This is a genomic window from Streptomyces sp. GbtcB6 (assembly GCF_019091475.1).
Classification (GTDB): Bacteria; Actinomycetota; Actinomycetes; order Streptomycetales; family Streptomycetaceae; genus Streptomyces; species Streptomyces hyaluromycini.
This window is the reverse complement of the sequence record NZ_JAGXJL010000005.1, coordinates 279,415-291,944: the sequence shown is the minus strand read 5'-3', so window position 1 is coordinate 291,944 and position 12,530 is coordinate 279,415. Positions and strand designations below refer to the sequence as shown.

At 71.3% G+C, this 12,530-nt stretch carries 13 protein-coding genes; 6 read left to right on the top strand and 7 right to left on the bottom strand.

Annotation, left to right across the window (positions count from 1 at the left end; all coding sequences use genetic code 11):
- Positions 1–48: 48 nt before the first annotated feature.
- Both KVT45_RS11725 and KVT45_RS11720 read left to right on the top strand, forming a co-directional pair.
- Positions 49–1,047: a permease gene (locus KVT45_RS11725; RefSeq protein ID WP_217546850.1), complete on the top strand. Its 999-nt coding sequence runs from the start codon at positions 49–51 to the stop codon at positions 1,045–1,047.
- On the top strand, positions 1,044–1,826 hold the full coding sequence (locus tag KVT45_RS11720) for a TIGR03943 family protein (RefSeq protein ID WP_217546619.1): 783 nt from the start codon (positions 1,044–1,046) through the stop codon (positions 1,824–1,826). Before KVT45_RS11725 ends, KVT45_RS11720 begins: the two co-directional genes overlap by 4 nt.
- Here KVT45_RS11720 and KVT45_RS11715 read toward each other — a convergent pair.
- Positions 1,796–2,866: an EamA family transporter gene (locus KVT45_RS11715; protein ID WP_308310703.1), complete on the bottom strand. Its 1,071-nt coding sequence runs from the start codon at positions 2,864–2,866 to the stop codon at positions 1,796–1,798. The genes KVT45_RS11720 and KVT45_RS11715 overlap by 31 nt on opposite strands.
- Positions 2,867–3,058: 192 nt before the next feature.
- Entirely contained in the window at positions 3,059–3,946 is an 888-nt protein-coding gene (locus KVT45_RS11710; RefSeq protein ID WP_217546616.1) for a hypothetical protein, read from the bottom strand.
- Between the two features lie 270 nt (positions 3,947–4,216).
- Between KVT45_RS11710 and KVT45_RS11705 the strand changes: the two genes are divergently transcribed.
- Together KVT45_RS11705 and KVT45_RS11700 are read left to right on the top strand one after the other, a co-directional pair.
- The gene (locus KVT45_RS11705; RefSeq protein WP_254646601.1) at positions 4,217–4,963 is read left to right on the top strand and encodes a hypothetical protein; all 747 of its coding nucleotides are present in this window, start codon (positions 4,217–4,219) and stop codon (positions 4,961–4,963) included.
- A complete protein-coding gene (locus KVT45_RS11700) occupies positions 4,950–5,558 on the top strand; it encodes a Fic family protein (protein ID WP_217546615.1) in 609 nt (202 codons plus the stop codon). The genes KVT45_RS11705 and KVT45_RS11700 overlap by 14 nt, the downstream gene beginning before the upstream one ends.
- A gap of 75 nt (positions 5,559–5,633) precedes the next feature.
- Here KVT45_RS11700 and KVT45_RS11695 read toward each other — a convergent pair whose 3' ends face one another.
- The 3 genes from KVT45_RS11695 to KVT45_RS11690 form a co-directional block, all read right to left on the bottom strand.
- Positions 5,634–7,805, bottom strand: coding sequence for an ABC transporter ATP-binding protein (locus KVT45_RS11695; protein WP_217546613.1), 2,172 nt, complete (start codon positions 7,803–7,805; stop codon positions 5,634–5,636).
- A 103-nt stretch (positions 7,806–7,908) separates the two neighbouring features.
- On the bottom strand, positions 7,909–8,037 hold the full coding sequence (locus KVT45_RS57660) for a hypothetical protein (RefSeq protein ID WP_302832491.1): 129 nt from the start codon (positions 8,035–8,037) through the stop codon (positions 7,909–7,911).
- Positions 8,038–8,312: 275 nt separating this feature from the next.
- Positions 8,313–9,440 (bottom strand): peptidoglycan bridge formation glycyltransferase FemA/FemB family protein, encoded by a 1,128-nt coding sequence (locus KVT45_RS11690; protein WP_217546611.1) that lies wholly within the window; start codon positions 9,438–9,440, stop codon positions 8,313–8,315.
- Here KVT45_RS11690 and KVT45_RS57655 point away from each other — a divergent pair.
- On the top strand, positions 9,439–9,561 hold the full coding sequence (locus tag KVT45_RS57655; protein ID WP_302832490.1) for a hypothetical protein: 123 nt from the start codon (positions 9,439–9,441) through the stop codon (positions 9,559–9,561). The genes KVT45_RS11690 and KVT45_RS57655 overlap by 2 nt on opposite strands.
- Here KVT45_RS57655 and KVT45_RS11685 read toward each other — a convergent pair.
- Positions 9,558–10,550 (bottom strand): AraC family transcriptional regulator, encoded by a 993-nt coding sequence (locus KVT45_RS11685; protein ID WP_217546609.1) that lies wholly within the window; start codon positions 10,548–10,550, stop codon positions 9,558–9,560. The two genes, KVT45_RS57655 and KVT45_RS11685, sit on opposite strands and share 4 nt — an antisense overlap.
- A 104-nt stretch (positions 10,551–10,654) precedes the next feature.
- On the opposite strand from KVT45_RS11685, the gene KVT45_RS11680 reads away from it, so the two are divergent.
- Positions 10,655–11,905, top strand: a complete 1,251-nt coding sequence (locus tag KVT45_RS11680) for an acyl-CoA dehydrogenase family protein (RefSeq protein ID WP_217546608.1) — start codon at positions 10,655–10,657, stop codon at positions 11,903–11,905.
- Here the strand turns inward: KVT45_RS11680 and KVT45_RS11675 are convergent.
- Positions 11,898–12,500 (bottom strand): nucleotidyltransferase family protein, encoded by a 603-nt coding sequence (locus KVT45_RS11675; RefSeq protein WP_217546606.1) that lies wholly within the window; start codon positions 12,498–12,500, stop codon positions 11,898–11,900. The two genes, KVT45_RS11680 and KVT45_RS11675, sit on opposite strands and share 8 nt — an antisense overlap.
- Between the last annotated feature and the right edge of the window lie 30 nt (positions 12,501–12,530).

The following is a 12,530-nucleotide window of genomic DNA, read 5'->3' as shown; positions in this document are numbered from 1 at the left end:
ACACCCCCGGCAGGCGGCTACCCGGCAGGCGGTGTAGGCGGCTACCCGGTGGACTCGGGTGACGCGGGGATCGAGGACCCGCCCCCGCGCGAACCTCCCCGCTACTGGCCCCTCCTCCTCGTGGCCGCCGCCGTCCTGCCCGGTACCGCCCTCTTCCTCGTGGGCCAGGGCGTCAGCAAGGCCGCGCTGCAGGCCTGGCAGACGGTGTGTCTCGCCGTGATCGTGCAGGCGACCCCGTTTCTGCTGCTCGGCACGGCACTGTCCGGGGCGATCAACGCGTTCGTGCCGGAGCGGGTGTTCACGCGGCTGCTGCCGAAGCGGCCCGCGCTCGCCGTGCCGGTCGCCGGAGTCGCCGGGGTCGTACTGCCGGGGTGCGAGTGCGCGTCGGTGCCGGTGGCCAGCAGCCTGATCGGGCGCGGGGTCACCCCGGCCGCCGCCTTCGCGTTCCTGCTCTCCGCGCCCGCCATCAACCCGGTGGTGCTGACCGCCACCGCCATCGCCTTCCCCGGCACCCCCCTCATGGTGCTGGCCAGGCTGCTCGCCTCGCTGGTCACCGCCGCCGTGATGGGCTGGCTGTGGCTCTGGCTGGGGCGGGAGGAGTGGCTGCGGCCCGCCGTACGGCACACCGGGCACCAGCCGGGGCACAGCCGCTGGACGGAGTTCCGGCGCGGGTTCCAGCACGACTTCCTCCAGGCCGGCGGTTTCCTGGTGATCGGCGCCATGGCCGCGGCCACCTTCAACGTGGCCGTACCGCGTTCGGTGCTCGACACCTTCTCCGGCTCGCCCTGGCTGTCGGTGCTGTTCCTGGCCGACCTGGCGGTCATCCTCGCGGTGTGCTCGGAGGCGGACGCGTTCGTGGCGTCGTCGCTCACGGGTTTCTCGCCCACCGCCCGGCTGGCGTTCATGGTGGTCGGCCCCATGGTCGACCTCAAGCTGATCGCGTTGCAGGCGGGCACGTTCGGCCGGGCCTTCGCGGCCCGCTTCTCGACCGCCACGACGATCGTCGCGGTCCTGTGCAGTGTGCTGGTCGGAGGGGTGCTGCTGTGAGACGTCCGCTCCAGGTGACCCTGCTGGTCCTCAGCGGCCTCGGCCTGCTGCACTCCTCGCTCTTCACCGATCTGTGCCTGCGCTACGTCAAGCCCGGGATGCGGCCGCTGCTGATCGTCTCCGGGTTCGTGCTGCTGGTGCTGGGCATCGTGGAGGCGGCGGCGCGGGAGGTACGGGCAGGGCGGACGGGGCACGGCAGGCATGGTGGCCCCGCACATGGCGCCGGACCACACAATGAGCCCGAACAGCACCACGGTCACGACCACTCCGCCGTCCCCCGGGTCGCCTGGCTGCTGCTGCTCCCCGCGCTGAGTCTGCTCTTCTACGCCCCGCCGGCGCTCGGCGCGTACACCGCCGCCCGGCAGCCCGCCAAGGTCATCGCCGAGCAGGACGACTTCGATCCGCTGCCGAAGACCTCGCCGCTGCCCATCACGCTCACGGACTTCACCACGCGGGTGCAGCAGGACCGCACGCTGGCCATCAAGGCGCGGACCGTGGAGATGAGCGGGCTGGTCACGCCCGTCCCGGGGGGCGGGAGCTGGGATCTGACCCGGATCATCATCTCCTGCTGCGCGGCCGACGCGCAGTCCGTGAAGGTGCGGATCTACAGCGACAGCATCCCGGCCGCCAACACCTGGGTGTCCGTCACGGGGAACTGGCATCCCGGCGGGAAGCTGGGCACGGAGTCCGCGCCGGTCGCGCTGGACGCCCAGACCGTGAAGAAGATCCAGCGGCCCTCGAACGGCTATCAGGACGCGCTGCCGTTCCCCTCCGGCTGAAGGCCGGCCACCGGCTCCGGCCGGACGCCGCCCGACGGTTCCGGCCGAACGTCGACCACCGGCTCCGGCCGGACACCGCCCGCCGAGTCGGGCTGTGCGCCGCCCGACGGCTGCCGGCCGCGTCCCACCTGGGAGCGGACCGCTCCTATGCTCGCCGCGATGACGAGGGCGATGGCGGCCGACTGGGTGGCCGTCAGTGCCTGGCCGAGGATGAGGAAGCCGGCGGTGGCGGCGATGGCCGGTTCCAGGCTCATGAGGACGGCGAAGGTGTGGGCGGGAAGGCGGCGCAGCGCGAGGAGTTCGAGGGTGTAGGGCAGGACCGAGGAGAGGACCGCGACCGACGAGCCGAGGGCGACGGTGGTCGGGTTCAGGAGCCTGCTGCCGGCCTCGGCGATGCCCAGCGGGAGGAACAGCAGTGCCGCGACCGCCATGGCCAGGGCGAGGCCGTCGGCCTGCGGGAAGCGGCGGCCGGTACGGGCGCTGAAGATGATGTAGGTGGCCCACATGGCGCCGGCCCCCAGGGCGAAGGCCACACCTATGGGGTCGAGATCGCCGAAGTCTCCGCCGCCGAGCAGGAAGACGCCGGCCAGGGCCAGTCCCGCCCACACCGCGTTGATCGCGCGCCGGGAGGCCAGCACGGACAGGGCGAGCGGGCCCAGCACCTCCAGGGTGACGGCGGGGCCCAGCGGGATGCGGTCGACGGACTGGTAGAAGAGACCGTTCATCGCGGCCATGGTGGCGCCGAAGACGATCACCGTGCCCCAGTCGGTGCGGGAGTGGCCGCGCAGCCGGGGGCGGCAGACGACGAGCAGGACCACGGCGGCCGCGAGGAGCCGCAGGGTCACCACGCCGAGCGCGCCCGCCCTGGGCATCAGGGTCACCGCGAGGGCGCCGCCGAACTGCACGGAGATCCCTCCGGCCAGGACCAGCCCGACGGGACCGAGCGAGCCGAGCCGGCCCGGGATACCGGTGGCGGCGGGCGCGGACACCGGGGTGGGCGTGGGCGTCGACGTCGGCTGTGAGGTGCTGGGGGTGGTCACGGGCGGTCCAGGGGATTCGTCGTTCATTACGATGCACTTCTCGGTCCAGGGTAATGGACTCGGACAGGCGCGTGAACCCCTTACGGAGCTGTCCTGGATGCTGAGATGCCGGTATGAACACGTTCGGCCCCGCCCCCTGTGCGGGGCGGGGCCGAACGGCAGTGAAACGAATCTTCAGGCGGCGGCCGGACGTTACTTCACGTCGACGTAGTCGCCGGTCGCCGTCGAGGCGCCAGTGGTCGCGTTGGTCGCGAACGAGAAGCGGTAGTACCCGTCGGCCGTGGCCTTGACCGTGGTCTTGAGGGCGCCGCCGGTGCCGGCGGTGACGGTCTTGAGGGTGGTGTAGGTGGTGCTGCCCTTCTTGCGGTACTGCAGCTGCACCTTCTGCGACGCGTAACCGGCGTACGTGCCGGTGTTCCAGTTGGCACGCGTCAGCTTGCCGGTGACGGTGATGGTCTTGCCCTTCTTCACCGGCTCCGGGGTGGCGTTGACGGTCAGCTTGGAGGCCTTCTTGATCTTGCCGGTGCCGACGTTGTCGTCGAAGCTGGCGCTCGCGGAGAGGTCGTAGCCGCCGAGGGCGAGCTTCCAGGTGCCGGCGACGCCGTTGTCCACCATGTCGGTGGCCGTGTCGATGTTGAAGACGGCCGTGCAGCTGTAGACGCCGGTCTGGGTGGTCGACTCGGTGCAGACCGGGTCGTCGTCGGTGCCCAGGGCGCCGGTGATGGTGTCCACACTGGAGGGGTCGGTGCCCTGCCAGAGGAAGGCCTCCGTGAGCGCGACGCCGCTGGAGCTGGTGGCGGTGTAGGTCGCGGTGACGGACTTCTTCGTGGTGGTGCCGAGGACGATGTCCTTGCCGCCGTTGACGACGCCCTTGGAGAAGGTGATGGTCCCGATCCCGTCCTTCGGCCGGACGGTCTGCGCGGAGTTCGCTGCGTGCGTGGTGTGCGCGGAGCTCGCGGAGAAGGAGCTGAGCTGCGCCTTCGCACTCGGGCCTGCCGCCGCCTGGGCAGCCACCGGGACAGCGAGCGCGGACAGCACGACCGCACCGGACAGAACGGTGGCCGCGACGCGTATACGCATGTGAATCCCCCTGGGATCGCGAGGGGCCCGGCGGGTCGCCCCCGGCCGAGCCCATTGGCGTACGCAGCCTACGAACAAAGTGGAGGATTCTTGAAGATCCCTTGTGCAATAGGTGTGTAACAACACTCATGTGACGGGCACTCACCAGAGTTGCCCCTCGATGTGCGGTCCGGAAAACCGTTCGCGACCCGAGGGTCCTCGAACCGAGACTGGTGGGACGATCACATCGGACAGGAAGAGTGGCCGGCGCTGACGTACAACCGTGACACCTTGCCCTTCCCCGAGAACCGTGTGCCCCCCGTCACCTACAGGGGCATTCAGGGCTGGGACGAACTCGACCCGGCCCGGAACCCGTTCGCCTGGGACGAGGACGAGGACGCCCGGCTCCGCTCGCTGGTCCGCGAGTGGGTGCCACCCGTGCTCTCCGGTATGGCCGGCTGGTGGCAGGGCGAACGCTGGTGTGAACGCCAGGTGGAAGCGATCATTTGGGAGCGATACGGCAGCTGGGCCTGGGGATGGAACTGGTGCCACCGGTACGGCGGGCCCATCGGCAGCTGGGTCAGCGGGCCGAGCTCGGTGACGACCCCTGACGAAACCGCAGCACGTGTCGTGGCCGCGCTGTTGGAGTGGCGGGAGTGGTTGGAACGGACGGCTCAGCGCTTCGCCGAACTGGCGCCGCCGCCGGACGCCTCACCCGAGGACCGCAGCTGGCACCTGGAGCGGGCCTGCGTCCGGCTTGTGACGTACGCGCTGGACTTCTCGGGAGCGGAGGGTGGCTGGTACGGGCAGGCCTCGATGCTTCTGGGCTGGTTCCTCACCACCACCGGCATGGACCAGGCCGAAGCGCGGCAAGCCGTGGACAGCGCGATCGGCGGCCGGTTCAAGAGCTGGATCACCCCTGAACAGACGCTGATCGATGCCGTCGGCGATGACCTCGCCGTTGACCTCACCGGCCACGCCCCCTACCGGGACCACCGTGACAGGGCGGCTCTGGAGGATCTCCATGACCGCTACTGACAGCCTTTCGGTCTGGCTGCGCGTACGCCGTGCGGCCGACTGGCGGCACGCACCGGTTCTACGGCGGGTTCCGTCCGCGAGCGACGGGTTCCGGACCTGGTGCGAAGGGCCGGTGCGCCGACGCGACCCCGTTCGCGCCGAGCGTCTGCTCGCTGCCCACACCATGGCTCTGGCCGATGCCGCACGCCACACCCCGCTGAGCTTCGCCCTGCTGTCCGGCTGGCAGCGCGAGGTCCTCGGCGAAGCAGAGGCACCGTTCCGCACGAACGACGCCTATGCGAAGGCCGGCCGCGAGCGGTACGGCCTGGCCCCGGGCACCCAGGCCGACTTCGCTTCCTGCCTGCGCGAGACGGCCGACCCGGACATCCCGCTGGCGGCCCGCGCGGCCCGCGCATACCTCGACGTGGCGTTCTTCCATCCCTTCGCCGACGGCAACGCCCGCGCCGCCCTGTTGACCTTGGTGCACGTCCTGGCCCGGGAGGACATCGTCCTTCCTGAGGTCGGCCCTCTCCAGACCACCCGCTACGCGGATGACCCGGCGGGTGCCGCCGACCTTGCCACTCTCATCGGGGTGCTCAACCGCCGCCGGTACTGAAGCCTTCGATCTGTTGGTCGGCGAGTTCCGTCGGCTCCTCCCCGAGGGCCGAGTCGCAACCCGTCCGGAGGCGGTTCAGATGCCCGGCCAGGGCTCCTCGTCGCGGAACAGGGGCCGGCCGTCGGGGAGTGTGGTGGGCACGTTGGCCCCGTAGTCGGCCTCTATGGGGGCCGCATCCATGTGGGCCTCGTACATGGGCTGGGGCCATAGTCCCGCGGCCGCGTACACGTCGTAGTTGTAGTCGTACATGTTCCCGTACGGCTGCTGGTAGGCGTACCCACCGTCGCCGCCGCCCTGCGCTCCCGCGTAGGAGGCCTGGGGCACCCCCGCCGCCACGGCTCCTGCCGTCGGTGTGGCGCCGCCCTGTTCCACGAACAGCGGCAGCCGCAGTTCGCCGGTGTCCATCATCGCGTTGTTCTGGGAGCGGTGGAGCCGGGAGTAGGCGCCGCCGCGGGCGAGGAGTTCGTCGTGGCGGCCGGTCTCGACGATGCGGCCGCGGTCGACGACGAGGATGCGGTCGGCGTCGGGGGCGAGGTTGAGGTCGTGGGTGATCATGATGGTCGTACGGCCGGTCATCAGGCGGCGCAGCGGTTTGACGACCCGGCGTGCGGCCATCGCGTCCAGGCCGGTGGTCGGCTCGTCGAGGACGAGGACGGGGGCGTCGCGCAGGATCGCGCGGGCGATGGCCAGGCGCTGGAGCTGTCCGCCGGAGAGCCGGGCGGAGTTGGGGTCGACCCTGGTGTCGTAGCCGTCGGGCAGCCGGACGATGAAGTCGTGGGCGTCCGCCGCCCTGGCCGCGTCCTCGATGGCCTGCTCGCTGGCGCCGGGCCGGCCGCAGGCGATGTTGGCGCGGACGGTGTCGTGCAGGACGAGGGTCTCCTGGGGGAGGAGAGTGATGTACTCGCGCAGCCGGGCGAGGGGGAAATCGCGGATCGGGACGCCGTCGAGGAGGACTTCGCCGCTGTCCGGGTCGTAGAAGCGGAGCAGCATCTTGGAGACGGTGGACTTGCCGGCGCCGCTGGGGCCGGTGATGATCACGAGTTCGCCGGGGCTGACGGTGAAGGAGAGGCCCTCCAGGGCGGTCCGGTCGGCGCCGGGGTAGCGGAAGCCGACGTCGCGGACCTCGATGGCGCCGTCCGGGCGGCCGGTGTCGGTGCCGGTGCCGCGCCGGGGGTCGGTGACCGACGGCTTCACGTCCAGGATCTCGATCAGCCGCTCCGCGCCCGCCGTCGCGGCGGTGACGGTGAGGCCGAGCTGGGCGAGGCCGCGCACCGGCGGGTAGAGGTAGCCGAGGAAGGCGGAGAAGGCGAGGAGCTGGCCCAGGGTCATGCGGCCGGTGGAGATCTCCCAGGCGCCGATGCCGATGACGGCGAGGACGCAGATCGTCTCGATGACCTGGACGAGCTGTTCGTAGGCCTCGTTGAGACGGGTGGAGCGGACGGAGGCGCGGAACCAGGCGCTCGCCTCCTCGTTCAGGCGCCGGCGCTCGGCGTCGCGGCGGTCGTACGCCTGCGTCAGCACGATGTTGCCGAGGGACTCCTCGACGACGGAGGTGATCGCGCCGTCGGCGACCCGACCCTCCCGCGAGACGTCCTTGATGGAGCCGGAGAAGCGGCGGGCGGCCAGCCAGAACAGGGGCGCGAGGACGAAGGTGGCGGCGGCCAGGTCCCAGCGCAGCCAGAACGCGGCGGCCGCGTAGAACAGGGCGCTGAAGACGGCCGAGGCGGCGCCGACCAGTCCGGACACCACCATGGTCTCGATGGCATCGACGTCGCTGGTCAGGCGGGAGAGCAGGTCGCCCTGGCGGTGGCGCTGGAAGAAGTGCGGGGGCAGCTGCTGGACGTGGTCGAAGACGTGCTCGCGCAGCCGCATGACGAAGCGTTCGGTGGTCCAGGCGGCCAGGGAGTTGCCGGCGTACGCGACGATCGCGCCGACGATCGCGATGGCCAGCCATTTGCTTGCCGGGCTCCAGAAGGCGCTCAGCGAGCCCTTCTGCAGGGCGTGGTCGGTGAGGTCGCTGAAGAGGAGGATCGCCTCGGTCTCGGCGAGCGCGGCGATCACCGTGCACACCCAGACGATCACCAGCCAGCCGCGCAGGCCCCGGGTCAGCGGCCAGAAGCGGCGGAAGGCGGCGCGGGCCGGGATGGTGGGCGTGTACTCGTCCTCGTACTCGTCGTCATCTTCCTCGTATTCCGAGTCCGCGACTTCGTACTCGTATTCTGTGCCGTCACTCTCCTTCACGTGCATTTCACACTACCTCCGCTCTCCGATGCCGGAATTACTGGAACTCCTGAAACTCAGGGAGTGAAAAAGGACCGACGGTGAACCGTCGGTCCTTTTCTTTTCTGCCTTAGTTGTCCTGGCCCGGGATCGGCTTCGGAGCCGGCTTCGGGGCCCGCTTCTTGGGCTTCGGCGGGGGCGGCGGGGGCAGCTGCTTCTTGGGCTTGGGGGGCAGCGGGGCGAGCTTCCTGAGGCTCATTCCGACTCCTTGAGAGTTCGTAGTGCAAGTGGTACGGGATGGTACGAGAATTCTCTTGGGGCAACGTCCGGGGATTTTGGATCGTCATCCTCGGCAATCCCCGCCGCCCGACACCGATGAACTTACACGGCCTAGATCCCAAGCAACGGCAAAGTCGGTTCGCAAACGGCAAGCAGGTGCTGTGAATACCTAGGTAACAGCTGTATAACGACCCTGAAGCTGAGAGTTCTCTTATGAACCTGAGAGCCAGCTTATGAAGGCGGGCCGGGCGGGCCTCAGCGGCGGGCCATGTAGAGGTCGAACGCCTTGTGGAGCAGCTTGTTGAGCGGGAAGTCCCACTCTCCGACGTACTCGGCCGCCTCGCCGCCGGCCCCCACCTTGAAGCGGAGCAGCCCCAGCAGGTGGTCGGACTCCTCCAGGGTGTCGGTGATGCCCCTGAAGTCGTATACGGCGGCGCCGAGTTCGTGGGCGTCGCACATCATCCGCCACTGCATGGCGTTGTTGGGCTGGACCTCGCGCCTGCGGCCGGTGGAGGCGCCGTAGGAGTACCAGACGTGGTCGCCGACGGTGAGCATGGTGGCCGCGGCGAGGATGTCGCCGTCGTGGTGGGCGAGGTAGAGGCGCATGCGGTCGGGGTGTTCGGCGGTGAGCGCGGTCCACATGCGCTGGAAGTAGGAGAGGGGGCGCGCGATGAAGCGGTCGCGCTCGGCGGTCTCCGTGTACAGGGCGTAGAAGGCGGGCAGGTCCTCGTACCCGCCCCGCACCACCTTGACGCCCGCCTTCTCCGCCTTCTTCACGTTGCGCCGCCACTGCTGGTTGAGCCCGCGCTGGATGTCGTCCAACGACCGCCCCGCGAACGGCACCTGGAACACATACCGGGGCTGCCCGGCCGCGAACCCCTCCTCCCCGCCCGGCTCCGCCTGCCGCCACCCGGTCCGGCGCAGCCGTTCGGCGAGGTCCGCGGCACGGGCGTCGTACGACGTCGGCTCGGCGTCCCCCAGCCGCCGGGTGGCCGGATCGGCGATGGCCTCCTTCACCGCCTCCGCGCTCCACCGCCGTACGACGACCGGCGGCCCCATCTTCACGGCGAACGCCCCGCGCCCCTTCAGGTACGCCAGCAGCGGATCGAGCCACCGGTCGAGCTCGGGGTCGTGCCAGTCGATGGCGGGCCCCTCCGGCAGATACGCCAGATACCGCTTCACCCTGGGCACCGCCCGCAACAGCACCAGCCCGGCCCCGACGACCCGCCCCTCCCCGTCGAACCACCCGAGGCTCTCCGCCTCCCAGTCGGGCTTCACGTCCCCCCACGACGGCAGCTGCATATGGCTCACGGAGGGCCGGGAGCCCACGAAGGCGAGATGCTCGGCACGGGAGATGGGCTGGAGACGGAGGGCTGCTGTCATGGGCGGTGCTCCTGGGCAGGTCGGCGTCGGCTTCAAGGACAACAGACGCGGGCCCGCCGGGAACCGTTTCGCCGCGCGGGTGGGTGAAGGCGTGTCGGCCGAGGAGGTGTCCGGTACCTAGGGCCTGCGGGGCGGCTGCCCGTACGTGTTGCGGTAGGCGCGGCGGAAGTGGCTGGGGTCGGCGAACTGCCAGCGGGAGGCGACGTCGGCGACGGTGTACGCACCCCCGGGGTGGTCCAGCTCCCGGCGGGCGCCTTCGAGACGGCGTCGGCGTACGTAGGCCATGACGCTCTCGCCGTCGGCGAAGGCACGGTGGAGGGTGCGGACGGAGACGTGCAGCGCTCGGGCGATGGCGGCGGGGGTGAGGCCGGGGTCCCGCAGCCGCCGGTCGGCGTAGGCCGTGGCCGCGGCCCGCAGTGTCTGCTCAGGGGCGGGCGCGGTGGCGTGGGCGGGAGCCGCGGTGGGGGCGTGGGTGTCGATGAGCCCGGTCAGCAGCAGCGACAGCGCGGCGCCCGCCGCGTGGGTGCCCGCCGGGCCGAGGTGTTCCGAGAGGGCCCAGGCGGTGTCGAGATGGGCGAGCAGCAGCCGGGACTCGGGAGCGGTGGCGGGGGCGACGGTCAGGGCCGGCAGCCGGGTCCGGTGCAGCTGGCCGAGCAGGGCGGCCCTGGGCAGGAGGAGCACCCGGCTGTCGGTGGGTGCCGTGTAGGCGAAGCGCCAGCGGGAGTGCAGGTCGCGTATGCACAGGGTGCCGGGGCCGAGGTCGGCCCGCCGGGCGGTGTTCTCGATGTACAGGCTGCCGCTGCGGATGATGTGGACGGCGACGAGGTCGGCGCGTCCGTCGGCGTCCCCGTGACCCGAGACGCCCGCTATGGGGTCGCTGAACTGCCGGCTGACCGCGACGTCGCCGACCAGGCGGCGCTCCACCCGGGTGCGGTGCATGCCGGCCGTGCGGTCGGCGGGCAGCCGCAGCTGCCGTACGTGGGCGAGGTGGCCGAAGCGGCGCTGCCACTGTTCGTGCAGGAGGTCCTGCCGGTGGGGGTGTTGCAGCGGTACGGCGATGGACGCCCGGTTCCGCCATGGCGCCCCGTCGACCGGCTCCGTCCGTGTCACCCGTATCCCCCCATCGTGGCGCCGATGTTCCTTCTGGCGCCGGGTCCCGCTTCCTACGCTGCTGCCAGCGCAATGAGCGTCCCCGCACCTGAGTGGAGCCTGCTGTGAACCTGCCCCTGTCCGCTGCGCCGCTGTCCGCTGCGCCGCTGTCCGCTGCGCCGTTGTCCTCCCCGTCGCCGGCCGACGAGGCCGGCGTCCGCGCCGAGCTGACGGCGACGGCCGGAAAGCTCGTCCCCATTCTCGCCGGGCAGGCCCAGGAGAGCGAACGGTTGCGCCGGGTGTCGGACGACGCGGCACGTGCGCTGCGCGAGGGCGGCATGTTCCGCCTCGGCACCCCGTGTGTCTTCGGCGGCTTCGGGTCCGGGGTGCGTACGTCCATGGAGGTGACGGCCGAACTGGCCCGCGGCGACGCCTCCGCCGCCTGGATCGCGAACATCTACACCGGGGGCGGCCTGGTCGCCTCGCTGATGGACGAGCGGGCCCGTCAGGAGGTCTGGGGCCAGGACCCCGACGTGGCGGTCGCCGCGTCGCTGACCCCGTCGGGCTCCGCGGCCACCGCCGAGAACGGCGATCTCCTCCTGTCGGGCCGGTGGGGCTGGGCCTCGGGCATCGACCACGCCGGCTGGGTGACCCTGGCGATCGCTCCCGGTGCCCCGGACCAGCCGCCGGTGATCGCCCTGGTGCCGGTGGCGGAGGTGACGGTCGAGGACACCTGGCACGTGGCGGGCATGGCCGCTACCGGCAGCAACACCATCGTCGCCGACCAGGTACGGGTGCCGGCCCACCGGACGCTCGACATGGGCGCGGTCCTGGCCGGGGCCTACGCCACCCGGTACGAGGGCGAGCCCCGCAACGCCGTCGCGATCGCCTCGATGCTCGCGCTCACCGTCGTCGCCCCCATGCTCGGCATGGCCCGGGCCGCCCTGGACCTGACCCTCGACACCGCGGCCCGCAAGCCCATGTCCCTGACCGTCTACGAGCGCCTGGCCGACTCCCCGAGCGTCCAGCTCGCCGTCGCCGACGCGGCGTCCCTCGTCGACACCGCCCAGCTGCACGCCTACCGGGCCGCCGACGACCTCGACCAGGCCGCCGCCGGGGCCCGGCAGCTGACGGTCGAGCAGCGGGCCCGGGTCCGCATGGACACGGCCGTCGCCGCGATCCGCACCCGCGAGGCCGTGGACCGCCTCGTCTCCGTCTCCGGCGCGAGCACCTTCGCCCTGACCAACCCCCTCCAGCGCATCTGGCGCGACCTCGGCACCGCCTCCCGGCACGGCGTCGTCAACCCCGACCTCGCCCGCGAGATCTACGGCCGCACCCTCCTGGGCATCACCGAACAACCCACGTTCATCATCTGACCGGCGGCCACTCCAGAACCGTCAGCTCGGGCCACTGCTCGCGCCAACGGGCCGTCTTCTCCTCGTAGACGGCCCGCGGCGCGAGCAGTGGATTGGGTCGGACGACGAGGTTGAACACGTCCGACAGGCCGTGCGGGGCGTACACCCGCCACCGGCCGCCCGCCTCCAGCCGGACGCCGAGGCAGCAGGTCGTCGCCGCGAAGCTGTCGATCGCGGCCTCGGCCGACTCGTACGGCGGACACGGCACCCCGAACTTCTCCTCGTACCAGAGGTGCACCCGGGCCTCGTTCCGTATCTCGACCTCGGCCGCCACCCCGGCGAACGCATCCCGTCCGCGCCGGATCACCCGGTCCTCGGCCTCCCACGACAGGTCACCGCCGTCGAAGTAGAAGAGGTCGTAGTCCTTGATCCCGGCACCCGCCGGCCTGCCGGTCACGACGTTCCACACGGTCTGGAAGAGGCACCCCGCCGTCACGTACCACCCGGGCAGCCCGAGTGCCGCACCCCGCTCCAGCACCTCCACGAGGACGTCGTTACGGCACAACACCTCGCGCAGGGCGTCTAGTTGCTCGTCCAGCGGTAGTCGGCCGGTCATCTCCCCTCCCTACCACTCCCGCGCCTGCCA

Excerpts from the sequence above, each read along its gene's own strand:
- KVT45_RS11710 (WP_217546616.1), bottom strand. The coding sequence starts at position 3,946 with ATGCGTATACGCGTCGCGGCCACCGTTCTGTCCGGTGCGGTCGTGCTG.
- KVT45_RS11700 (WP_217546615.1), top strand. The coding sequence starts at position 4,950 with ATGACCGCTACTGACAGCCTTTCGGTCTGGCTGCGCGTACGCCGTGCG.
- KVT45_RS11695 (WP_217546613.1), bottom strand. The coding sequence starts at position 7,805 with ATGCACGTGAAGGAGAGTGACGGCACAGAATACGAGTACGAAGTCGCG.
- KVT45_RS57660 (WP_302832491.1), bottom strand. The coding sequence starts at position 8,037 with ATGAGCCTCAGGAAGCTCGCCCCGCTGCCCCCCAAGCCCAAGAAGCAG.
- KVT45_RS57655 (WP_302832490.1), top strand. The coding sequence starts at position 9,439 with ATGGGCGGTGCTCCTGGGCAGGTCGGCGTCGGCTTCAAGGACAACAGA.
- KVT45_RS11690 (WP_217546611.1), bottom strand. The coding sequence starts at position 9,440 with ATGACAGCAGCCCTCCGTCTCCAGCCCATCTCCCGTGCCGAGCATCTC.
- KVT45_RS11675 (WP_217546606.1), bottom strand. The coding sequence starts at position 12,500 with ATGACCGGCCGACTACCGCTGGACGAGCAACTAGACGCCCTGCGCGAG.